This window comes from Chryseobacterium sp. POE27 (assembly GCF_039727685.1).
Taxonomy (GTDB): Bacteria; Bacteroidota; Bacteroidia; order Flavobacteriales; family Weeksellaceae; genus Chryseobacterium.
Genome location: NZ_CP152475.1, coordinates 1,307,552 through 1,330,683 on the forward strand (window position 1 = coordinate 1,307,552; position 23,132 = coordinate 1,330,683).

The 23,132-nt window shown below is 35.4% G+C and carries 26 protein-coding genes; 14 read left to right on the forward strand and 12 right to left on the reverse strand.

Annotated elements, in window-relative coordinates; genetic code table 11:
* Window positions 1–57 precede the first annotated feature (57 nt).
* The 5 genes from AAHI02_RS06010 to AAHI02_RS06030 all read right to left on the reverse strand — a co-directional run bounded on the left by AAHI02_RS06010 (window position 58) and on the right by AAHI02_RS06030 (window position 5,028).
* Window positions 58–669: a hypothetical protein gene (locus tag AAHI02_RS06010; protein WP_346985898.1), complete on the reverse strand. Its 612-nt coding sequence runs from the start codon at window positions 667–669 to the stop codon at window positions 58–60.
* A gap of 104 nt (window positions 670–773) precedes the next feature.
* The gene (locus AAHI02_RS06015; RefSeq protein ID WP_346985899.1) at window positions 774–1,793 is read right to left on the reverse strand and encodes an alpha/beta hydrolase; all 1,020 of its coding nucleotides are present in this window, start codon (window positions 1,791–1,793) and stop codon (window positions 774–776) included.
* Between the two features lie 165 nt (window positions 1,794–1,958).
* Entirely contained in the window at window positions 1,959–2,573 is a 615-nt protein-coding gene (locus AAHI02_RS06020; RefSeq protein ID WP_346985900.1) for a DUF2306 domain-containing protein, read from the reverse strand.
* Window positions 2,574–2,700: 127 nt separating this feature from the next.
* Complete coding sequence (locus AAHI02_RS06025; RefSeq protein WP_346985901.1) at window positions 2,701–3,843, reverse strand: helix-turn-helix domain-containing protein; 1,143 nt, start codon at window positions 3,841–3,843, stop codon at window positions 2,701–2,703.
* 363 nt (window positions 3,844–4,206) lie between these two features.
* Entirely contained in the window at window positions 4,207–5,028 is an 822-nt protein-coding gene (locus AAHI02_RS06030) for an alpha/beta hydrolase family protein (RefSeq protein ID WP_346985902.1), read from the reverse strand.
* A gap of 89 nt (window positions 5,029–5,117) precedes the next feature.
* Between AAHI02_RS06030 and AAHI02_RS06035 the strand changes: the two genes are divergently transcribed.
* A complete protein-coding gene (locus AAHI02_RS06035; RefSeq protein WP_346985903.1) occupies window positions 5,118–5,492 on the forward strand; it encodes a helix-turn-helix domain-containing protein in 375 nt (124 codons plus the stop codon).
* 121 nt (window positions 5,493–5,613) lie between these two features.
* Here the strand turns inward: AAHI02_RS06035 and AAHI02_RS06040 are convergent, their stop codons facing one another.
* Entirely contained in the window at window positions 5,614–6,069 is a 456-nt protein-coding gene (locus AAHI02_RS06040; protein WP_346985904.1) for a DinB family protein, read from the reverse strand.
* Between the two features lie 365 nt (window positions 6,070–6,434).
* On the opposite strand from AAHI02_RS06040, the gene AAHI02_RS06045 reads away from it, so the two are divergent.
* Window positions 6,435–7,118: an AraC family transcriptional regulator gene (locus AAHI02_RS06045; protein ID WP_346985905.1), complete on the forward strand. Its 684-nt coding sequence runs from the start codon at window positions 6,435–6,437 to the stop codon at window positions 7,116–7,118.
* Window positions 7,119–7,142: 24 nt separating this feature from the next.
* Window positions 7,143–7,529: a VOC family protein gene (locus AAHI02_RS06050; protein WP_346985906.1), complete on the forward strand. Its 387-nt coding sequence runs from the start codon at window positions 7,143–7,145 to the stop codon at window positions 7,527–7,529.
* A gap of 63 nt (window positions 7,530–7,592) precedes the next feature.
* Here AAHI02_RS06050 and AAHI02_RS06055 read toward each other — a convergent pair whose 3' ends face one another.
* Window positions 7,593–8,372 (reverse strand): AraC family transcriptional regulator, encoded by a 780-nt coding sequence (locus AAHI02_RS06055; RefSeq protein ID WP_346985907.1) that lies wholly within the window; start codon window positions 8,370–8,372, stop codon window positions 7,593–7,595.
* Window positions 8,373–8,463: 91 nt separating this feature from the next.
* Between AAHI02_RS06055 and AAHI02_RS06060 the strand changes: the two genes are divergently transcribed.
* The 5 genes from AAHI02_RS06060 to AAHI02_RS06080 all read left to right on the forward strand — a co-directional run bounded on the left by AAHI02_RS06060 (window position 8,464) and on the right by AAHI02_RS06080 (window position 13,552).
* Window positions 8,464–8,724, forward strand: coding sequence for a hypothetical protein (locus AAHI02_RS06060; protein ID WP_346985908.1), 261 nt, complete (start codon window positions 8,464–8,466; stop codon window positions 8,722–8,724).
* Window positions 8,711–10,045: a TolC family protein gene (locus AAHI02_RS06065; RefSeq protein WP_346985909.1), complete on the forward strand. Its 1,335-nt coding sequence runs from the start codon at window positions 8,711–8,713 to the stop codon at window positions 10,043–10,045. The genes AAHI02_RS06060 and AAHI02_RS06065 overlap by 14 nt, the downstream gene beginning before the upstream one ends.
* Window positions 10,046–10,055: 10 nt before the next feature.
* Window positions 10,056–11,105 carry an HlyD family secretion protein gene (locus tag AAHI02_RS06070; protein WP_346985910.1) on the forward strand — a complete coding sequence of 350 codons (1,050 nt, stop codon included), beginning with the start codon at window positions 10,056–10,058 and terminating at the stop codon, window positions 11,103–11,105.
* Window positions 11,102–12,694: an MFS transporter gene (locus AAHI02_RS06075; RefSeq protein ID WP_346985911.1), complete on the forward strand. Its 1,593-nt coding sequence runs from the start codon at window positions 11,102–11,104 to the stop codon at window positions 12,692–12,694. The genes AAHI02_RS06070 and AAHI02_RS06075 overlap by 4 nt, the downstream gene beginning before the upstream one ends.
* Before the next feature lie 234 nt (window positions 12,695–12,928).
* Window positions 12,929–13,552, forward strand: coding sequence for a histidine phosphatase family protein (locus tag AAHI02_RS06080; protein ID WP_346985912.1), 624 nt, complete (start codon window positions 12,929–12,931; stop codon window positions 13,550–13,552).
* A 15-nt stretch (window positions 13,553–13,567) separates the two neighbouring features.
* Here the strand turns inward: AAHI02_RS06080 and AAHI02_RS06085 are convergent, their stop codons facing one another.
* Window positions 13,568–14,002, reverse strand: coding sequence for an Lrp/AsnC family transcriptional regulator (locus AAHI02_RS06085; protein WP_346985913.1), 435 nt, complete (start codon window positions 14,000–14,002; stop codon window positions 13,568–13,570).
* 111 nt (window positions 14,003–14,113) lie between these two features.
* On the opposite strand from AAHI02_RS06085, the gene AAHI02_RS06090 reads away from it, so the two are divergent.
* The 3 genes from AAHI02_RS06090 (at window position 14,114) to AAHI02_RS06100 (ending at window position 15,294) form a co-directional block, all read left to right on the forward strand.
* Complete coding sequence (locus AAHI02_RS06090) at window positions 14,114–14,566, forward strand: carboxymuconolactone decarboxylase family protein (RefSeq protein WP_346985914.1); 453 nt, start codon at window positions 14,114–14,116, stop codon at window positions 14,564–14,566.
* Entirely contained in the window at window positions 14,566–14,991 is a 426-nt protein-coding gene (locus AAHI02_RS06095; protein WP_346985915.1) for a GNAT family N-acetyltransferase, read from the forward strand. The genes AAHI02_RS06090 and AAHI02_RS06095 overlap by 1 nt, the downstream gene beginning before the upstream one ends.
* 90 nt (window positions 14,992–15,081) lie before the next feature.
* Window positions 15,082–15,294, forward strand: a complete 213-nt coding sequence (locus tag AAHI02_RS06100) for a hypothetical protein (RefSeq protein ID WP_346985916.1) — start codon at window positions 15,082–15,084, stop codon at window positions 15,292–15,294.
* 165 nt (window positions 15,295–15,459) lie between these two features.
* On the opposite strand, the gene AAHI02_RS06105 is transcribed toward AAHI02_RS06100, so the two are convergent.
* On the reverse strand, window positions 15,460–16,632 hold the full coding sequence (locus AAHI02_RS06105) for an FAD-dependent monooxygenase (RefSeq protein ID WP_346985917.1): 1,173 nt from the start codon (window positions 16,630–16,632) through the stop codon (window positions 15,460–15,462).
* A 91-nt stretch (window positions 16,633–16,723) separates the two neighbouring features.
* On the opposite strand from AAHI02_RS06105, the gene AAHI02_RS06110 reads away from it, so the two are divergent.
* On the forward strand, window positions 16,724–17,677 hold the full coding sequence (locus AAHI02_RS06110) for an AraC family transcriptional regulator (protein ID WP_346985918.1): 954 nt from the start codon (window positions 16,724–16,726) through the stop codon (window positions 17,675–17,677).
* 793 nt (window positions 17,678–18,470) lie between these two features.
* Here AAHI02_RS06110 and AAHI02_RS06115 read toward each other — a convergent pair.
* On the reverse strand, window positions 18,471–18,941 hold the full coding sequence (locus AAHI02_RS06115) for a hypothetical protein (RefSeq protein WP_346985919.1): 471 nt from the start codon (window positions 18,939–18,941) through the stop codon (window positions 18,471–18,473).
* Between the two features lie 160 nt (window positions 18,942–19,101).
* Here AAHI02_RS06115 and AAHI02_RS06120 point away from each other — a divergent pair, with 160 nt between their 5' ends.
* Together AAHI02_RS06120 and AAHI02_RS06125 are read left to right on the forward strand one after the other, a co-directional pair.
* Window positions 19,102–19,668, forward strand: coding sequence for an AhpC/TSA family protein (locus AAHI02_RS06120; protein ID WP_346985920.1), 567 nt, complete (start codon window positions 19,102–19,104; stop codon window positions 19,666–19,668).
* A 212-nt stretch (window positions 19,669–19,880) separates the two neighbouring features.
* A complete protein-coding gene (locus tag AAHI02_RS06125; protein WP_346985921.1) occupies window positions 19,881–20,684 on the forward strand; it encodes a hypothetical protein in 804 nt (267 codons plus the stop codon).
* A 540-nt stretch (window positions 20,685–21,224) separates the two neighbouring features.
* Here AAHI02_RS06125 and AAHI02_RS06130 read toward each other — a convergent pair.
* Complete coding sequence (locus AAHI02_RS06130) at window positions 21,225–22,454, reverse strand: type II toxin-antitoxin system HipA family toxin (RefSeq protein WP_346985922.1); 1,230 nt, start codon at window positions 22,452–22,454, stop codon at window positions 21,225–21,227.
* Entirely contained in the window at window positions 22,445–22,756 is a 312-nt protein-coding gene (locus tag AAHI02_RS06135; RefSeq protein ID WP_346985923.1) for a helix-turn-helix transcriptional regulator, read from the reverse strand. The genes AAHI02_RS06130 and AAHI02_RS06135 overlap by 10 nt, the downstream gene beginning before the upstream one ends.
* Window positions 22,757–23,132 lie beyond the last annotated feature (376 nt).

A 23,132-nucleotide genomic window follows, 5' to 3' on the forward strand; every position in this document is an offset into this window, starting at 1 on the left:
CCGGTAAATTTATTTTCTGCTATTATTTTAAAATCCGTTTAAAAGTATTTCAGCAAATTAATTATGAGCATTTTTCGACTGTAAAATATTTAATTTGCCAGCCGCATTATTAGCCGTGTATTGAACATAAATATCCCCCATTTCCTTGCTGCGAATAACGTAGAATTTGATGGCCTCCCCAGGGTAGCCCATATCTCCTTCCTCACCCTTATTTGGGTCCTGCTTATTGTAACTGTCATATTCCTTCTGGGTTATTTCCCCGTCAAAAACCTTTACAGCACCTACAGATCTCAAGAGATCTTCCATACTTTTTTCAAAATAATGCTGAGAAAATTCCTGTCCCTGTTCTGCACTGATATTTGCTTTGTAAAGCTGCCCTTCAAATGCCGTCATCTTACCATTTATCGGAAAAAAGCACACATCAAAACTCTTCTTCAAAGGTTTATTCATTTCTTTCAATCCTTTTGGCAAGATCATGAAAGGGAAATTGCCCAGATCAGCAGTTGAATAGGGAATATGTTCAATGTCAAACTTGTTCTCCGATCCTGCATCATTGGCTGGCTGTACTGTTTGATTGTTGGAAATTTCGTGGCCTTGATCTTCCTTTTGGGATTTATTGCAGGCAAGAATAGTAACTGATGCTAGAAGCAAAACGATCATTCTTTTCATATGTTGGTAATTTTATAAACTTGGGTTCTTTACAAATTTCGAAAAAAAATCTGAGATTTCTTGATTTGCATAAAATTATTGACAGTAAACAAACTAGGTCAAGCTCAAAAACTTGCTGGCTTATTACTCTTTTTAACTTTGTCCACAATTTCATTAATTGCATCTTCAATGACCTTCGGCTGCTCCTGATTAATATAGTGACCACTTTTGGGCACCAGAATTTGTTTGCTGTCAGTTGAAAGATGCAAAAGGTCTTTTTGCATTTTAGTCCAGGCATTGAGCATCTCTATTTTTAATTTTTTGTCCTTGATGGCTGCATCATAGCGTTTTTCATCTGCTGCAGTCAAAACCAGAAGAGGGATATTGCCGAAGGATCTTATTTTCGACGCCTCTTTTTTAATGGAGCTCATCTCGTCCTGTTCTTCCAACACCGCATCTGCACTTTTGAAAAGTAAGGCCGGCATTACGGAATTCTGATAGGTATATTGTTTTTCATTCGGGAACATCCCTTTGAACATCAGTCTCGCAATTCCGAAAGTATTGGCAAATTTGAGAAAGCCGCCAGGCAGTCCTTGATTGACCATTTTGTATAATTCGGGAGACAAGTATCTTTTATCGTCAGGATATTGACTGTCCACAAGGATCACGCCTCCGACATCTTCGGGATAACGGTTGACAAAAAAATGCACTAGTGTACCTCCAAACGAATGCCCCACAAGGATGTAAGGTTTAGGTACATTAACTTTTTCCAATAAAAGATGCAGTTCTTTGGCCATTTCTTCACCGGATTTTAGATTTTCACCTCTCTCGCTCCACAAAATTCCTGACCTGTCATATGAAATGCTCGTGCAGGAAATTGGTAATTGTTGTTGGATGTTGTACCACTGCAGATGTCCAGCGGGGTCAAATGCAGTTTCAAAGACAACGGTCGGCCCTCCGTTTCCTTTCTTATAATAATGCAGGAGATGGTCTTCAACCTCTGCAAAGTTGCCATCAGGTTTGATCTTATTAGCTTGATTTCGGGATATTCTCTCAAAAATAAATCCTGCGATGAGCAGTAATATAACCAACACGACCAAACCTAGTCCTATCCGTTTCACCGATTTAAAAAACCGTTTCATCATTTTTTTATCTAAATACAATTGAGCCATCGTTTTTATATTTCCTAGTTTTTAATTTCCTTTTTTAATTTGTAACTCTTACCTGCCTCATCTTTTTGAACACTGTAACCATCTTTCGATCTGTTTCATTTTCTCAAAAATTTCAGATTGATTTGAAAAGTGTTCAGGTCATTTGAAAGCTACCTGCGATGATCTTCTATTGAAAAAATAAGCAATGAGCAGATTAGGAACCCAGCATAACCAGGCTACGGCAATGTAAGAATCGGCGGGGTCTCCTGTGATGATTTTCAATATCGGATACCAGAGTCTCAGAGTAACGGCCGCAAATGTACAGGCATAACTGTAGGTCATCAATTGTTGATGCAATATCACATTGGCATTTCTTGCCTGCATAACTCCACATAGCGTCGTTACCAGCCAGATAGACCCCAGAGATACAAATCCTATTGCTGATATTAGCCCTCCATTGGCATAAAACCCCAGATATATTGCGAAAACCGAACTAATGACCACAGCAATTGCATAGATCCTTCCTAAAATCCGGTGTATCCCGATATACTTGCTTCGAAATGAACTTCCAAACTGACGCCAGCCAATAAATAATGCCAGTCCTCCAAAAATAATATGGGCCCAAAATGCCGTTTTCCACAACATATTGTGAAGTATTTCTGGTGACTTAGAATTCAGGAAAGTATCTTTAGCTTCCACTAAGGCATACAAAAATGGATAGGCACCTATAAGCAATGCCAACACAGTCATAATTACAAATAATAATTTTCTCATTGTGAGCTGATTAATTTTTTGTAAAAATGAGGATTAAAAAGCTTCCAATCGTCCCATAATGAAAGGTGGCACAAACCCCTTAACGACTGTACTGAAAGCAATTACGAACTTAAATTGAAATTGGTTCTTAATATTCTATATCGACCTTGTGACTTTTTAGGAATTCTCTGGGTGAAGAGTGCATGAACTTTTTAAAATTCCTGTTAAACGATGTTTTTGAATTAAATCCACTTTCCAATGCGAGTGATAAAATCGTATATTTCGCATTTTCGGGCAATAGTGCGATCCTTTTGAATTCTTCAATCCGCCGGCTATTAATAAAGTCGTAAAAGTTTTTATTTTCAATAAAATTGATGGTCTGCGAAAGTGTATTGGGGTGCACATCTAGAAGCTTCGCGACATAATTCAGATTTAATTCCGGATTTTTATAGAGCTTTTCTGCATCCATCAGAATAACCAATCTTGTATGGATATTCTGAATTGTCTCTTCGCCCGCAAAGTTTTTTTCATATTTTGAAATTGCCACAGGAGATGTGTCCATTGGATTTTCCGTAATTTCCGACGTTTCCGGAATTTGATGATCAAGAATTCTTACCCTGCTGATCCCAAAATACGCAGCCACTACGATGAAGACAGTGACCAACGAAAAGATCAGAAGATCATTTTTTAAAATGACAGCAAACCATATCAGTGCAATCCCTGCAATTAGATAATAGACCCAGTTCAGATTAATTTTCTCGGTATTGGAATATAATCCTGAGATCTTAGTTCTATATTTTCTAACTGCGTTAATACTCAGACCTACATAAACAATTCCTGACAGTACGATCAAGACCTTTATATAGGTCCTCAACATTTTGTAAACACCTCCCCCCTGTTGATAGATATTGATTTTTTCTTCTGAGGACAACAGAAAAAAATTGATTAGTATCAAATAGATACTGAAAACCGGAATCATATGAAAAACCCAAATATGTCTTTTGGGGGCACTGCCGGTAAGGCATAGAACATACAGATAAAGCATAGGGCCGTGGATAAGGGGAAATGGTATTTCAATTCCCAGGAAGTAAGGAAATTTCAGATATGTTTCTGACCAAAGCAACATAAAGAAGATAAGATGTATTCCTATGACCATAAACCAAAATGCCAAAACATAATCTGCCATTATCTTCTTGGCTTTTCCCAAAATAAGAAAAGATGAAAAAAAAGCGATAAAAATCCCTGCCAGATAAAATACCGGAGGTAATGATTGTAAAACAAGATGATGCATCAACTACGACATTATAATATTAAATTCTAAAGATGCAACATTATCGATTTCATTTGTCTAAAGTTACGGTAAATTTTACTTCTTTTTCATTTTTACAGCGCAAAAATACGAATCAGAGATATCTTTCTTATCCAAACTTCTTAATTCTTTTAAGATTTCGGTTTTTACTATAATAATCTGATAATCAAATAAGAAAACGAAATCAAAGAAAAGCTAATTTATTTCCCGATACAAAACATAACTAAAAACTGAAAATCAGTAAGTTATATTTTCAAGATACAAATAAGGTACAATAGTATTCAAAAAAGAACAAAACAGGTATAAAGTAAGAGAAAATGTCTGAGAAAGCGGTCTGAATCGAACTCAGTTAAGATGTTGTTGGAAATACACAAAATGATGTGCAATGGATTTATTCCAATATTCCGTGTTATGGCTGCCCGGCTGGCTGATGAAGGTTACCGGGATTTTTAAACGGTCCGCTTGTGCTTTTAATACTACCGAATTGGGGTACAAAATGTCTTCCGTTCCGCAGTCAAACAGGAATGGTTTCTTAAAATCGGGATTTTGTTTGAGAAGTGTTGATATGCTGTATGCGTTCCAATTTTCTGTTTTCGGGTTGCCTATATTTTTTGCCAGGTCTTCAGTCATTCTGTTTGTCTGCCAAAACAGTTGGCTTACTTTCTGAAAATTTGGGTAATTGATTTCTAAAGCTCCGCTTGTAGAACCCGCCGTATTAAAGTAGTCAGGGTGTAAAATAAAATACCGCAACGCGCCATAACCGCCCATACTCAAACCGCTGATAAAAATATTTTTTTCATCAATATTAAAAGACTGATGCACTTTGGGAACTAACTCTCTGAAGAAAAAATCTTCGTATCGTGAGCCTTTGTTTATCGAACTGTTGATGTAAAAAGAAGTGAAACCATCCGGCGTTACAATGATAAAATTGTATTGGTCTGCCAACTTTTGCAAGTCTGTTGTCTGCGACCATTGTTTATAGTTTTCACTATATCCGTGGAGTAAATAGACCAAAGGAAATTTTTCATTTTCACTGTATGCTTTTGGCCTGAAAACTAAAACTGTATCGGGCTGTGCCAAATATTCGGATTGAAAAGTCCATTTTTCCTGTGCTTGTATAGAGTGTGTTGTGAATAGTCCAACCATCAGTAATATCGCCTTAAACATATTTTGTATTTTTGTTATGACAAAATTCCGTAAGCATTTTGTAATGTGCAATAACGAACAAAATTGTGAGTGGCAAAAAAGAAATAGTTATGCGAAAAGAAAATTCCACCAATTCGATAAATGAACAATTTTTGTTTCAGGTTTGTGAATTAAATTCAGCGATTGCAATGATTAGCGGACGTTGGAAATCGCAAATTGTGTATTCTATTTCACAGGGAAATAATCGTTTTCACTTGTTGAAAAGAGAATTGCCAAATATTTCGGAACAGGTTTTAGGCAGGCAACTCAAAGAGCTGGAAACGCACGCCATACTTGTTAAGCAAGAAATCCCTGAAACTGTTCCTGTTGGTGTTGAATATATTTTAACGAATAAAGGGTTGGATTTAGTTCCGATTTTGGGAAGTCTTTGCAATTGGGGCAAAACGTATGCAGACGGTAAAGAAATTTCGGTTTGCAAGATATAACAATCAGCCAAACAACACCACGCGTCGCCCTTGAGTACCACAATCTTATAGCCGATATGTAGAGCCTTAAATTCACGCCCGAACAGGCTCTGTAAATTACAAAATCAGTATCTGCTTGGAGTTAAACAAATTTTTTGATACTCATCATACATCCTAAATGCAGGCCTTCGTGATAGTTATTACATTCAAAAGCATCATTGATTGACACTAAATGGAATCCTGTTCCTGTCGTCCTTTCGTTGTAATTTATAAAAATACCTTTTAGAAAATCATCTATTGTGGGCTCAATGAGAGAAGTCAAGAGTGTTTTCAGTTCGTCAGCTTCTTTTTGAGGAACAAATGCATCCGGTTTGGTTCCCGATTGATATTCAGCTAACAAATCGTCAGAAATATATCCGGAGAGATCGGAACCTTTATAAATCAGTTTTTGTTGGGTAACAATGATATGTCCGATATTCCAAATAAGGTTATTGTTAAAACCGTCCGGAATTTTATTGAGCTGCTCTAAAGAATAGCGGTCATAAAAATCCGATAAAAGTTTTCGGCTTGTTTTCCACGCTTTAAATAATGCTTCCATATTTTAATGTTTAAGTTTATGAAGGATTTTTTTATTTTAAACAAATTTACTATTAACTACAAATATTAGAGACTTAGGTCATCAACAATTTCACCTACTTTCCATTCTGTGACAGCTAATTTTCCTTTAGCTTTTTTCTGACAAGTTTGTTGAGCATATACTGCCGCTGTGCATAATGTTCCGAAATGTTTCTATTAAAATCGACTCAACCAGGTATATGTCCTTAAAAAAATAACTAATTTTAAGCTAAGTTTAGATGTAAATGGTCATTATTAATAGTAAAAATGAATTCTTCCGAAAATCAATTAGAATATATTTCGCGTAAGCCCGATAATTCGTTAACCGATATTGTAGAGAGCATCTGGATGGTAAAAAATCATTCTGACGAGAAAAAAGAAGGCATCATTGTTCCTGACGGAAAGATAGACTTATTCTTGTTAGAAGGGGAACATAAGAGGTTCGAAATTTTTATAGCCGGTATTTGTACAGCTCCAATTATAAAACCTCCATTTCCTAAATCAACCATGTTTGCCATCAGCTTTCACCCACTAGCGGCAGAGTACATTTTTAAAAATTCTTTCGCCAATTTAAAAAATAATAAACAAATACTTCCTGCAGACTATTGGGATTTTTCTCCAAATGATTTGAATGATTTTGAGCATTTTTATAAAAAGGTCAGTAAAATTATCGCCTCCAAATGGGTCGATGAAATTGACGAGCGGAAACGCAGACTATTTGAATTAGTATATCAATCAAAAGGTGAAGAGAGTGTAAAAACATTAAGTGAACAAGTGCTTTGGAGCAGCAGGCAAATGAACCGTTATTTCGATAAATGGTTTGGAATAACGCTGAAGTCATATTGTAATATCGTCCGTTTCTCAAATTCGCTGAAGCAGTTAAAAAACGGGGCTTTCTACCCGGAACTGAATTATGGGGACCAATCTCATTTTATCAGAGAGGTGAAAAAGTTTGCAGGAGTAAAACCAACTATCTTAAACAAAAACGAAAATGACCGATTTATCCAATTAAGTCTGATGCCTGAAAAGTAATTTTGTTTTCAAATCAACAAGAAAATGAATTTAAATCACATCAATTTAGTCGTTAAAGACGTAAATAGAGCTGTCCATTTATTTGAAAGCCATTTAGGTTTTAATTTAATCATAAACCGCAAAAGCAAAATGGCAGTATTGGAAAATGGCTATAATTTTGCCTTGGTCATTTGGGGACAGGAATTGAACCACAAGGAAAATACACCTGAATATCCTGAGAATTTCCACATCGGATTTTATCAAAAAGATGAGCAAGCCGTTTGGGAAATCTATGAAAAGTTAAAAACAGAAGCTGACTTACAATTTGAGAGTGAACCAAAAAAAATCAGGGATACGTTTGGGTTCTATTTCTTTTTTGAAAAATTGATGATGGAAATAAGTGTTGATCCATTTAAGGATACTATCAGATAATACAACTTAACTATAAGCTATTTTAGCGTAAGATTATAGTTAAAACAACTATAATCTTACTGCTTATTTCATTTTAAATTCCGTAGGTCTCATATTGGTCAGTTGCTGAAAATTATTGCTAAATGCAGCTATATTCGAATATCCTATTTCATAGGCTATCTCGGTCATGTTCAGATCTGTATCTTTTATCAATTCCATCGCCCGGATAATCCGGAGCATTTTTAAGTATTGAACAAAAGTAATGTGCAATTTCGTTTGGAATAGTCTGGTCAAACTACGCACACTCATTCCCGATTGCTGGGCAATGATATCTAAACTTAGATCTTCATTTAACCGATTTCTAAAGCTGTCGATGATGGCGTTGAGCCGTTGATCGTCCGTTGTAGGAAGTTGGATGGAGAATTTTTTGAGGTTTTCTTTTGATAATACGCCTTTAAGCGTGGTCAAAAATTCAAATTCCCATGAACCTTTAAAATAATCACCCTGCCACTTCTCGCTAAATGAGAGCATCTCTGCCAGCAACTTACTCACGGGATAAATACCCAGTTCATCATAAAAACCTCTCACTTTTTTTTCTGGAAAGTAAATATTGATAATGTATAAATCCTGTGTGTTGAACATCAGATTGTGCGGATAGTTTTTTGGTATCCAGATATAATGATTGGACGGAATATAGAAATCCTTTTCGTCTGTCTGTAAGTAAGCAATCCCGCCATATACCAATAACAACTGAGCCTTATCGTGCTGATGAGCAGGCAAACGTTGTTCCGTCTGCTGTCGCATCACGAGGATGGAATCGGGATTTTGATCCACACTATTTATTAATTGGCTAAGAATTTCCATATGGCCAAATTTAGTAAATATTAGGCTAATTATATAAAAACAAAGCTTTCTTTGATGGATAATTTTGCTGTGTTAATAATAGTAAAATCTGATGGAGCATAAAATCATAGAACCCGATAAAGATTTTGAACTTGAAATACAAGCCAAAAAATCTGAACATCAATTTCCTCATCCTGGTGAACAAATTGACCAGGTCTACATCTACTGGCTGGTTTGCACCTATTCTAGTCCTTTCATGCCAATGAGCGATTTAAGCTTTGCTTTTGATGAGTTGAAAAAGATACTAAACCAATGGTTAGAAAAGAGAAAGAAACCAATCATTTATAAAAACAAAACTAATGAGACAATATAAAACAGTTCCGATTTTGGGCATACTGTTGCTGTTATTTGCACCCTATATTTACGCTCAGCATACAGGAAAAGTCCAACCTTTAAGTTTGGAAGAAATATGGAAAGTTGCAGAAATGAATAATCGACAACTGAAACTATCTGACCTAAATCATCAGCAAAGTAAAATAGAAATATTGGAAGCAAAAGACCGTTTATTACCGGAACTTTCGGTAGGTGGAGACGTAAAACTCAACTCCAAATTTCTGATTTACGACAATGGATTATTCTCTTCTCCACAGGATGTGCCGGTAAAAGGTTACAGTTACGGAGTGGGCTACAACTTAAACTTTAATCTTTATAATGGTGGTAAAGACAAAAGGAACATCGCCATGAAAAAGGAAGAAGAAACACGAAAACAATATGAGGTGGATTTGCAAAAGCATAGTGTAAAATATAATGTCGCTGTTGCTTATTTTGATCTATATAAGTTTTTGCATTTCTATGATTTTCTTAATGCAGAGATTGAAGCAGAAAAAAAGCAATTGAGATTGATAGAAAGTCTGCATAAAAACGGCATCGTACTGAAGAGTGATGTACTGAGAACCTCCGTGAAATTATCTCAACTGAAACTTAGTCTTTCTGACGTCACGAAGAAGATTGAAATCGCTAAACAAAGGCTCAATATTCTGATGGGGCGTGAAAATGATACTGAATTAGCAATACAACACGAAGATATAATTGAATTAAACGCGATCACAGATGGTGACTACAATGATTATGTAGACATCGCTTTCAACAAATCTCCGGAATACAAAATGGTCAATAGCGACATCAAATGGAGCGAACTGAATATAAAACAGATTAAGGCGACACGATTACCAAAAGTTTCCTTGTACGCTAACTATAATTACAACTATCCACAGATTTCCTTTTATCCGTATTCAAATGACTTGTGGGGATTTGGTCAGGTAGGAATTAAAGTACAGTATTCTATTGATAATCTTTACAAAAGCAAACATACGATCGCTCGTGCCCAAGTTGTCAGCACTCAGGCTAAAGAAAAAGCAGAAATGAAAAAGGACGAAATCTCTCTTCAGGTAAAAGAAGCTTATTTACAGCAGCAACAGGCTTTGGAGAGCGTGGAAACGGCTGAACAAAATATCATTAAAACCACCGAGACCGTTCGTGTCATCAGAAGTAGCTATTTAAACCAGGAATCGCTACTGACCGATCTTTTGGAAGCAGAAAACGCTTTACTGGAAGCAAAATTCAATCTGACAACAGCACAGACAAACGTAAAAGTAAGCCATATCAGACTATTGGCAATTGTAGGAATTCTTTAATACAACTATTATGAACAAAAATAAAACAGATAAAATTGTTGTAAGCCTAACCAAATGGTTTGGTATCGCATTATTCGTAGGAATCATTATTTGGGGAGCTATCTATTTCCTTAAAGGATATAGTTATGAACAGACCAACGACGCTCAGGTAGATGCTTACTTGTCGCCCATAAACGCAAAAGTGGGTGGATATATCAGCAAAATATATTACAAGGACAATCAGCTGGTTAAAAAAGGTGATACGCTTGTGCTAATTGAATTGGACGAGTATGGGCTGAAAAAAGATGCTGCATCAGCAGAACTCATGAGTTCACACGCCAAATTACCGATTTTGGCGGCGAACGAAGAAACGCAACTTAAAAGTATTGAAGTCATTAAGGCGCAAGTGGCAGGAGCTAAAGCAAGATTGAACCAGCAGCAAAAAGAATTTGACCGTTATAAAAATCTATTGGCAGATGAATCAACCACACAACAAAAATTTGACAATATCAGTGCTTCTTTATCCATTGCACAGTCAGATTACGATCAGGCTAAAGCTTCTTTACAAGTAGCAGAATCTAAACTTAATGATTTTAGAGCACAGCATAATGCTATACAGGCAGAGATAAAAATTAAAGAAACACTCCTTCAAAGACAGGAACTGGATATTCGATATACGGTTATCACTGCACCTTTTGATGGACAAATCGGTAAAAAGACCATTCAGGAAGGTCAACTGATACAACCCGGGCAAACATTGGCTTTTTTGGTAAACAAGGCCGAGGAAAAATGGGTAATGGCCAATTTTAAAGAAACGCAGATTGGCAACTTCAAAATCGGGCAAGCTGTATCCATAGAAGTTGATGCTTTCCCGAATGAAAAATTTAACGGTACCATCGAATCACTTTCGCCCACCACAGGCTCACGTTATTCCCTACTTCCACCAGATAATGCTACAGGTAATTTTGTCAAAATCATCCAACGGATTCCTGTAAGAATTAAACTGACCGATACGCCTGAAAAGTTAGGAAAACTCTCTGCCGGAATGAATGCCAATGTTTATGTTTTAAAAGGGAAATGATGCAAGCACATAAAATACCGATTTTCAAATCCTGGGTATCAGAATGGGTGGCGAGATCCGTCATATTTGCCATTCTGATGACCTGTCTGTTTAGCTTCGCTTTTTACAGCAGTCCGATCGCAACGATGGGGTTTTACGGTATCCAACCTACTGATGTGCAATACGGGATGGTCGTAATCTATGGTTCTACCGTAGCTTTCCTAGCACTTGATCTTCGGATCGTAAAATATTTTGCACCTAGGAAATATTTACTAGTTGCTCTTGCCGTAAATGCAATATGTTCCGTAATATGTTTTCATTTCAAAGATTGGACATTGTTTGTTATTTGCCAGTTTTTTCAAGGGATTACCTGTGCATTGATTTCAGGCATCGTCTTACAACTGATTTTTCCAAGATTACAGTCTGTACGTGCCCGTGTGATTGCCTTTAGCCTACTGTATGGCAGCATACAGATTGCCGTTCCTTTTTATTCTATTTTTACCAGTGTGGTCATTCATTTCTTTGATTTCAACTGGCTATTCTACGGATTTATTATCATACTCTTCATTCTGACAATTACCGTATTGCTAACCATGAACAGTAAAGCCCGATTTACCAAAAAGATTCCACTTTATCAGGTGGATTGGATAGGTTATCTGTTTTATGTATCTTTTATCTTGACATTAGGATACATCCTTGTGTACGGACGACAATTGGGATGGTTCGGTAGTTCATTAATTGCTACTCTTAGTGTCGTTAATCTAATTATTCTTTCACTTTTCATCATTAGAGAATTGAAGCTTAAACGGCCATTGATCAACTTACAGATTTTCAGGACAAAGAATTTTGTCATTGGGTTAGTACTACTTTTTACATTTTATATTTTTAAAGGAAGTACAGGACTTGCTTACGGCTATCTTGAAATAATTTTAGGAAATGACCCACTGAGCACCATTCCTATATGGACGGCTGTAATTTTTGGAACTACACTGAGTATGTTCGTTACTTCCAGATTTGTCTTAATGGGTTACAACTTGATAAGGATGATTATTGTTGGCTTTGGACTCATGGCGATCTATTATGCTTATATGATACTATTTGTTTCTGTGCAGGGCGAAACAATTGATTTCATTCTACCGATGTTTATTTATGGTGTGGCAACAGGAGTCTTATTTGTTCCGATTGTTTCATTTACCGCTTCATCAGCGCCTCCCAAAATTGCGATCAATGCATCACTGGTCGGTATATTAGCAAGGTTCACAGGTTTTACCGCCAGCTTAGCATTTAGCAACGAACTTCAATTATTTGCAAAATCAGGAGTTCGGGAAAAGATTCGTGAATCACTTACGGAAACCAACCCTCAATTGCAAGCTACTTTACTGGATATTCAAAATCAATATATGAACGCAGGAAGCGATATCTATACTTCAAAAGCAGTATCCACAGGCTATTTTAATCAAATGGTAGGTCATCAGATATTGGCTCGTGCTACCAGAGATTATTATGACTTGATGTTAACAGGTGTGATTTTCGTAATTGTTATTTTACTCCTCCTACCTCAAATTCAAAACGTTGTTTTGAGATTAAGAAAAGGCAATATACCTTATTGAAAATCAATTTATTGAATGTATTTAAAGTTTTTTGAGAATCAATTTATATTGAACCTCTAGGTAAAATAGAAATAGAATAAACAAATTAGACATTGATTATCTGATAACTTTTTTGAGCGTATCGACCAGAAAATCTTATCAGTAATGTTGTTACCGTTCTTAGATTAATCAGAAAATGACAAGTTGCTTATATTTGTGTATAATTTATAGCTTTTTAAAAACGACAATAGGTCAATGCTTTTAAATAAAAATGTAATCACGGTCCAACACCCTGAATCCATCCATCATACAAATGGTATGATCGGTTCATGGACTGACTGGGAACTCACTAAAAACGGAATTCTGCAGGCGGAAAACATCGCACGCAATGTCAGGAAAGAATTTCAGGACATCAGGTTTGCAATATATTCATCACCTCTCAAAAGGGCAAGACAAACCGCTGAGATTCTTGGGAAAGAATTACATTGTATTCCCAACCTGACAGATGCTCTAAAAGAGAGAAGCCTTGGCAAGGCTATCGGAAAATCTGTCCGATGGTTGAAAGAAAATATTGAAAACGAAGAAAAAACAATCTACGACAAGTGCTTCAGCGACGCAGAGTCCAGATTTGATGTCTGGAACAGATTACTGCCTTTCTACAATGAAATCATGTCAAATGATAATGAAAATATCATCATTGTTTCTCACGGCGATAGCCTGAGCATATTTAATATGATGTGGTTAGGCCTAGATCCGGAAATGCTCAATGATATTGACCTATCCGGAGTCAGCGGTGGTGTTTCTTTCCTTTACCGAAAAGCATTTGGTAAGAAAATTATTAAAAGGTTAAGTGATACTTCGTATGCCTTGCCTTTTTAGTATTTTTCCGCTGCTTTAAATTTTCCGCACACTTATTTCTGAAAGTTGAATGGATGTCGTTGGGATTCCATACGGAATTAGCCTGTCTATGAGCTTTTCAAGATGAGAACTGTCCCGTAAGATACATTCGGTAATCAGACAATATTCACCCGTTACTCTTTTGCAGGTCAGGACTTCAGGAAATTTCTCCAGATCTGCAATGAATTTTCTGAAATCATCATTTTTAAATTTCATACTGATCAGCACTTTCAGATCATAACCTAATTTCTGATAGTCTATATCCACGCTGAACTGACGTATTATTCCATGATCCACCAAATTCATCACGCGCTCTTTGGTCGCAGATTGTGACAGCGAAATAATTCTTCCTATTTCGGCATAGCTAAGCCTGGAATTCTGGCTTAAGATCTTAAGAATCTTTTGGTCAAAATCATCTAAAGTCATTTTCATTTAAAAATTAAATATTAGCAGTTAAATCAGTCAAAATTAATAAATAATTCCATTAATTCCGTTTTAACAAATCATTTTAAATATTGAAATTTGTGAAGTAAATAAAAAAATATGACACGAATCAAATTTTCGAACAATGGAAATACTCCATTCGAAAAGCTTATAGGACACAATACCAATCTTCTTAAAAAGTGGAATGATCTGGAGGAAACTTTATGGAGGGAAACTTTGCTGGACCAGGATTTGTTGGAGCAGATTCGCAGAACAATGGCTTTTGGAAATGGTTGCGAATATTGTATGGTAAAAGGCGGAAAACCTGATTTTGACGAATCGCAGATGAAAATCTCTACAGCGGCTTCTTTTGCAGAATTATTTTGCTTAGACCACCGTTCTATCTCGGATGCACATTTTGACATGCTTCGGGAATATTTTTCGGATGAAGAAATTTCGGAATTATGTGTTTTTATTTCCTTCGTAAATGCGTCGCAAAAGCTCGGGAAAACACTGAACTTAACAGAGGACCTGCAAGCAGAAGCGGTTGTTAAATTAAAAGATATAGAATAATGCGAATTGAAGTTTTAAACAAAAGCAGTCTCACTGCAAATTTACAGGATCAGGTTTGTACGCTATTTAAGCAACTAAGCCCTAACAAAAAACAGGTGAAACTCGACGAGATTTTAATTGAGACCAACCCAGTGACATTGGTTGGATGTTTCATAGGGGATCGAATCGTGGGAATTGCCTCCATGGCAATCTACAAGGTGATTTCGGGAAACAAAGGCTGGATTGAAGATGTGATCGTTGATGGGAATTATCGTGGAATGGGAATTGGGTTGAAGCTTATAGAAAAATTGCTGTCTATCTCAAACGAGAAACAACTGAATGAAGTATTGCTCTTTACCGAAGAGCACCGAACTCCGGCAATAAGTTTATATGAAAAGCTGGGTTTCACTAAAAAGGAAAGCAACATTTATATACTGAGGAATTAATATAATTATAAAAAATGGCAATCGTAAACTGGTAGATGTGATTTTATTCTTTATTCGATACTTAGTTAAAATAGTTTTTATGTTTTAGACATGGCAGAAGTTACTTTATATCCTAAAAATACGCAGGGTAAAACACCTGAAATCATTAATACCCAAAACCAGATAGGGTTCACAGCCGACAACCATAGCCAACCCACAACCAGCATTATTAAACTGCCAACTATCAGATTTTCTCTTGCTTTTCCTCCAATCTTTGTGGTAGTTAATCCTCCTAAAAAAACAGCTAATCCAGACACACAATAATTTGATGATAAATTGAGAAATATTGGTGGCGGCTAATTCCTGATTGATAAATATTTCCAAAGATGATGCGAACAACATCCCTTGTATCTTAGCAAAAACAGAGCTCAATAGTCCTATCGTTCCGAATCCTACTATCACGGAAAGTATCTTCCTAAAATTCATTATTTAACTAATTTTAAAATTTAACTGGTCTTCTGTTAATACAATTGGATCAATCATTATTTTTTGCACATCGATATCAGATGCAGCTCTGAATGAATGGACAAACCGTTTTAATTTTTCTTCACTATCAGGAATAAATGATGCCGAATTATTTTTTGCATTTCCCTGGAATTTCTGAATCATAGGTTGCATGATGGTATCATAGTTAGCACAAGCCGTTTTTAAATCATTTGGATTTTCGTGAATAAAATGAGCCAAAGCTTTTGCTCCGTAAATGGATAACGATGCCCCCATTCCCGATAGTGCTGTAGGACAATAGCCCGCATCTCCCAATAAAACCACATTGCGGTTTACTAAAGTGGGTGAATTTATCATGCCCATTTTATCAAGAAACATAAGACCGTTATCCACGAAACGATCTAACAAATGCTGTATATCTTCATTGTATCCAGTAAAAGATGTTCTGAGTATTTCATTGGCTTTGTTTTGAATGGATGCTAAATCCCCTTTATCGTGTATATAGCACTGAATGGCTATCTCATCAGAAGCAATGGGATAAATAGACAGCATCTTATTCACATCAATATAAATATTGAATTTACCGACCTCATAAGAATGATGCTCTTTCAATCGTCCGCCCATATAAAGCAGATTAAAATCCTCTAACGTACTTTGGGGAAAATAATTCTGTCTTGTTGTGGAGCGTAAGCCTTCTGAAACGATAAGAAGGTCGGCTTCCAACACGGCTCCGTTGTTGAGTAAGATTTTGGCTTTGTTTTCATCATACGTTAGTTTTTCAACAGAAGATGAAAAAAGAATATCCACTTCATCCTTTAGGTCGTTGTATAAAACGTGATGCAGTCCGCCTCGTGTTATCAATACGGAACGTTCAATGTTCTCGTTCATTTTCTCATAGCTAAGACCTTGTATAATTGTATTGTTTGATTCCCTGAAATTTACAAATTCCGATGGTGATGATGCTTGCTGCAATTGTCCTGCTAATCCTAATTCGTCCATAATACGAACCCCAAAACTCTTGAGCGAAATAAGAAACCCAGATTTACTGAATGATGCAGCTCTTTCCAAAACAGTCACTTTATGACCTTGTTTGCTCAATAGTTTTGCAGCAGTTAATCCGGCGATGCCTCCTCCTGAAATCACAATATTTTTTTTCATTGTTTCTAAGATTTTAATTTTATACCGCAAATCTCTTTATATATTTACAGATAAAATAGCCCAAATTAAACAAATAATAGTCCAATAAATTATGTTTGATGAAAAACTTAAAATGAGGCGACTTGCTGAAAAACTCGGCCTCTCCCTATCTTCTATTGAAGAAGAAATAAAACTTTTGCATTTCAACCAATTGAACATTGTGGACTTGATGCCCGAGATGTTACTAATGGTTCGTTCCTTAATTGCCAGCCAGACTTTTGCTTATAAAAGAAAACCAATCGGGGTCATAGAAAAAGGATTGCTCATTTCGTTTCAAAATATTTTTATTACGGAAGAAAAGGGTAAAGCAATTGGTAAAAGAGCATTGAACAATCAGCCACATGTTCGCATTATGCCTTCGCATTTAGAGAGCGAAGTGCTATTTCCTGGAGATGTTCACGTACAGCAAATCACCGTATTAGTCGAACTGGAATACCTGAAACGTTTTATAGGCAATGATGCAAATAAATTGTCTTATCTTTTTGATGTAGAAAAAACCTTTTGGATAGAAGAATTTATGTCACCTGAAATGTCTGATTTGGTTGCTCAATTGGCTGATCTTTCAACAGAAAACATTTTATCGCAAGCCTTTTATCGGTTAAAAGCACTTGAACTTATTTATTTGCTTTTCAGCAATTTATTAAAAAGAGAAAAAACGCAACATCACCATCTTAGCAATGCTGAAATTGATGCGGTTTATTTGGTTCGAAATACGATAGAAACAAATCTGGAAAAACCATTTACAAAAGATGAACTGGTAAAACTAAGTGGTATGAATGAGCTAAAACTAAGAAGGATATTTACACAAGTTTTTGGCAAAGGAATTTACGAATATTACAATCATCTGCGTATGCAAAAGGCGGCAAGACTGTTAAGGCAAGAAGACCTCTCAGTTTCAGAAGTCGGCTATCAATTAGGATTTAGCAATTTGAGTTATTTCGGAAGATTATTTGAAAAACACTTTGGATTAAAACCAAAGAAGTGGAGTGATAAAAATAGAATCTAAAAACTTTTTATCGCATTTTAATATTTATTACTTCATGAAGACGTTGAAAAACTCAGTGATTTATCGATACAGAACTTCAAGCTGTTTGATTATTAATTAGTTAATCAAAATGAGGAAGAAATAGGGAACTAAAAGCATCATAACATCCCAAACCGACAAATTAGCTCTCTAATTCATCTAACTTACACAAAAAAAGGTAAATAAAATTTTTGAGGGGTTAAAATAAGCAGTTTTATATCTGAATTTTTGGCTCTAAGAAAATCTTTAAATGACTCTAAAAGAAGAGACGACATTTATAGTAATATATACATACTTTTCAGCAAACATTTCGTCAAAAAAATAATTCTAAACTGAATTTTTCTGATCGTTTTCATAATCTTAAAGACAAAAAAGTATAAGAATTGTGTTCTAACAAAGTTAGCAACTCCACTTAGAACCTTGTATTTCACCCCATACAAGTTTTTTAATATCGGAAAAACGAAAACCTGTTAATGCGGAAAATAAACCAGCTTTTTTAACTAATCGTGATTCACATTTTGCAGCGGCCATATTTTGTAACTCATTAAGAACATAAAACATCTGTGAGTCTTAAATAATTCTTCCGAACTTCCTCTCCTTCTCCGAATACAATAAGCCTCTTTTGAAATTGTTCAGTGTCTTTGCTTATATATTCAAGAAAGAACTCAGAATAAAAGATTCCTTCTTATAGAAAGTTTTCACTACTCCACCAAAATGATTAATAAACTTAGAATTCATTGATTTAGGCTAAGTAAACAAAATCTATATAGAAACGTTAATTTGACGGAACAATTGACCCGTTGTCATTACTTATAAAATCCATAGTCTTTTGTTCCAGATCATAATGCACATTTAGATCTTGCTGCAAAAATGTAGCTAGTTTCGTCGCACGACTGTTTAAATTTTGAGTTTTATGAACCTTAAAGGTCTTATAGTTTTTCGGCGCAGTATGAGTTCCCATATCCCCTAGGTCAAAGATCTGGTATGTCCCACTAAGTTTTGTACCATCCTGCAATGTAATAAGGAATTTACTGGCATCCACAAAATTAAGTACATCGGGTTGAGTTGTATTGTTGTTCAGATCGAGTTTATTATCACTGATTTCATCGGTATCAAAATACCATTTCGTCTGCTTTATTTTTTGGTTTAGTAGACCGCCTTTTGGAATTGCTTCCTTAACAGGTATTTGCTGCTGGGCGAAAGCGCAATTGGAAAAAAGGATAAGAAGTATAATAATTGTTTTCATATAGTTTATCTGGATATTCTGCAACAATGTGATGGCAACTATTCATCAATATTTACGCCATTTTGATATTAGCTTTAAATAATCAAAAACAGAAATTGGCTAAATATAAATTAGTAAATTAGCAGTATCCGGATTCAATTCTTTAGCTAAATTTACCACTATGAAAAAAATAATATTGCTTCTTTTTGCCGGCATTCTGTTAGTTCTAAATTGCAAGGGCCAGGATAAAGAAGAGCGCTCGAAACAATTCATTGCAGCTCACAAAGCCGATATAGACTTCAATATCGGGAATAGTCCAAAATATTTTTCCGCGAAGACTATTGATGGAAGTATATTTAACTCCGAAGTAAATAAAGGCAAATATTGGGTAGTCTTTGTCTACCAAATTGATGATCTTAAAAATTCTGAAAACTACGATATGGTGGCAGAATTAAATGAGACTTATCAGCGTTTTGGAAATAAGTTCCAAATGATTGGCATAGCCGAAGGATTTTCGGAAGATGAGCAGGAAACGCAAAAGCTTTTCAAGGAGTCTAAGTTACGGTTTAAACAAATCGATAATACCGAAGGAGTGAATAAAGAAATCAAGCTAAAGGAAAATGTTGTTTGCACGCCGGCTAAGATACTAATCGGGTCTGATGGAAAAGTCATCCTCAACGGATGTGGGGGGAAAACCAAAAGCCTGGATGATGAGCTGGAAAGATTGATTAAACAAAACAAGCAATAACTTATAAAGACCCAGCAGGCATGTTTCGTAGTTGATAGAAATAGAAAACAGCAAGTAAGTAATGAAACGGCTAGTAATTAATTGTCTATTCACATGATCAACCTATGACGAATTCAATTTAACCAAACCTTCCAGTTTTGTGATTTCTGTAAGAATCTATAAATGAAGTTTTTTTGTCCAGATAATCAGATTTTTAACTTACATTATTTGATATGAAAAATAATATATCAGTACTATTCTATTTATGCCTGCCATTTTTATTCGGATGTAATCCTTTCCCGGAAAAAGATGCACATCCAGAGGTTCTGATGATTAGCGATTTGTTGAAAGACAAAACAAAATTTAGGAAGGTGAATGACATGACCGATCTAAGCGAAATCATCGTCTTAAAGGATGACCATATTCTGCTTAAACCTAACAAGAGCCAATTTGAATTTAGGATAATCGATGTTGACAATAAGCTGATTTTTAAAGCTAAGTATGATTGGAAACTGCCTTTTTATATTGATGATCATGGTGACCTATATTTCAACCGCAAAAAATACTTTCATCCTGCTTACGCAAAGATGCAGGAATTCAAAACGATTGTTTTTCGCGACAGCATTGAAAATAAGTGGGCAAATTTGAGCCATTTAAGTGATAGCCTGCGTTCAAAAGCTGTTGATGAGTATGAGAAAAATCTTTTAAAGTCCTATGGTTTAGTGCCGTGCGAGTACCAGGTCGTAAATACCGAAAGCTGTGATGTTTTCAAGATTAAAAATGATGCATTAATTGTAAGGCAAAACGAATTGTTTAAAGTCGACTTCCGGAAAACTAAAAAAGACATTCCAAAATTTGATGATGATGTTTTGATTGAATGGAGAAATGGTAAAATAGCTACTCCCGTTTATCTTTCTTACTACCAACTTGATGGTTTGAAATTTAAATGTGAAGATATGGTATATCCGAAATCAATAAAGATTGGGAAAAAGGATTATCTTTATTCTCCGGATTTTGGTCTGTATGAAATATTATAACTTATTTATAACAATTCAATTTTCATTTGTTAATTTTTTTGTATTTCAATGATATAGGGGCAAAAAAAAGGGACAAAAAATTACAACTAAAAACGGTAAAATCATATAAGTTACATTCAATAAATGGGTTATTAAAGTCACAGTTAAAATATAACTATTTAAATATCAATAATTTGTAAATTTTATTTCCCGATACAGTATCTAAAGAAGTCTTTATTGATGGCGGTTTACGTAGATCGAGGTGTACAAAAGTGGTACAGGATTAAGATGCTGCAACATCTTTTTTTTCTACTTTTCCGCACGAATCTCGTCACATTAAACACCTACAAACCAATATGTTACAATATTTTACGATAAATTTAAAAATACATTTGTACTACTTTTGTCCACCTCAACCCTTATAAATTACTGTAAATTAGACAATTAACATTTCCCGAATGCGGCAGTGATAATTGATACATTTCGCCTGTTCACCTCAATTTTCATCTATTTTTAGGACGAAACAATTTACAATTCTAACTGGTATAGCTCAAATTTATATTAAAATGTTTTAATTAATCTACCTATTAATTCTCTGTTGGATTTACTAACTCCAAAATCTTTTGATAGATTTGACCATTTACTAATTGCAGAAGTTGTTTGCTCAATAACATTCTCTATGAATTCTTTTGAGAGCTTTGCTTCGCTTCCTAATTTAGTCAGATGTTTGAAGGTTATATTTCGTCCTTCTCCCATTACCATAGTGCTTTGTTCGCCCCCTGGTCCAGATGAGAAAGTGAGGTCGTAAGCGGGTGATAATCTCCAATCTCCAAATTCATTCATCAAAAACGAAAAATTCTTAGCATGGTCGTCTCTATTGTGCGCCATCACATTGAAAACTGCTAACCGAAACATTTTTTCTACCTCTCTAATATCTTTTGTTAAAACACCCGCCAATGATAATAAATCTTCATAATCAAGAGATGGAAATCTAAAATTACTGTGAACGAGTCCACTCACCGTATGCATATGGAGACGTTTATTTCCTTCTCTATCAAAACGTTTAACGGCAAAATAGCCATTTCCTTTCTGTGATGGAAACAAATGTACTTCAGGCATTTTAATTCCAGCATCTACAGCCATTAAAGCGTAAACATATTCTATTGCGCCCGCATCTTTCCCATCTAATGAGTTTGGAAATTTTACCATCCAAGGCTCAAAACCATCGTTTAACAAATTCGCTCCATACGATATATTTTTTCTTTCGGTATCAACTCCAATTAATGCCTTTGGTCGTGCTCCGGCAGAAGATCCGTTCAAAGCTAAAAGTTCTGCAATCACTTCTTCAGAATCACCTTGCAAAACATCTTCAGTTTGATTAGCCAACACGTCCAAATCAATCGTATAATTACTACTATCGGGACTCTGATCTGGCTCATAAATCAATGCACCCATACCGTGCAATCCAACGTAAGCTAACCGGTCAAGTGGTGAAATATTAGATGGAGACATTCCTTCCGAGCGAAGCATACGATCAAAGAGCAATCTTCCCCAACCGTCGGGCAAACTATCATTGAAAACACCAGCCAAACCTTCAAAAGAATCCCTAGGAAGTTCAATCACGCCTCGTCGCAAAGGAAGTTTTATAGGTGAAATTTCTATATTGGTTTGCAGAAATTCTTCATCGTATTGAAAATAGATGATACCATCACGAATTGCCAAACGTCCAACGTCTTGAATTCCAGAGCCAAAATTCAATCCTACCTTTATTTCTCTGATGGCTATTTCCATTTTCTATTTCCTCGTTTTTTAATTGGTTTTTCCTCTGATTTTAGAACATCATCAATAGATTTAAAACTCTGTTCCTTCGGTTTTAAAATATCAACCATTTCTTCCAAACCACCAACAACTGAAAGCAATTTTAGAAATGAATCCAAAGAGATCAAGCCTTTTTGCTCAAATTTCCTTAAGGTAGGTAAAGGAACACCCGACCTTTCCGCCAATCCTTCCTGTGTTAGATTCATTTGCAAACGTCTTCCACGGATATTATCAACTAGTTTTTTCTGAGTTTTAGACAAAGAAATAAATAACATAATGGTGGTATTTAGTATGAATATTTAACAATAAATAACATTATTATATTACAAATATACGGATTTTTCAGGTGTTTATATTGTAAAAATAAAATAGAAATTTAATTAGTAAGGTATTAACCAGATTTTGTTTCAAGTTGTTCAATGTTTAATTCGGCTGGATTAATAAAATAGGCTGGAATAATTTCGTCTTTAGAGAAACCCAATTCTTTGCAAATGCTATTTAACCTTGCATATCCTGCCAATTCTCGCGCATCTTCAATGGATGGATTTCTGCTTTTATAACATGGTTTATATTTTGTATATACAACCGCTTTTGAACCGCAATTGGTATTAAAAATAAAATCTGGTTCTTGTCTATTCTGTTTCTGATGGT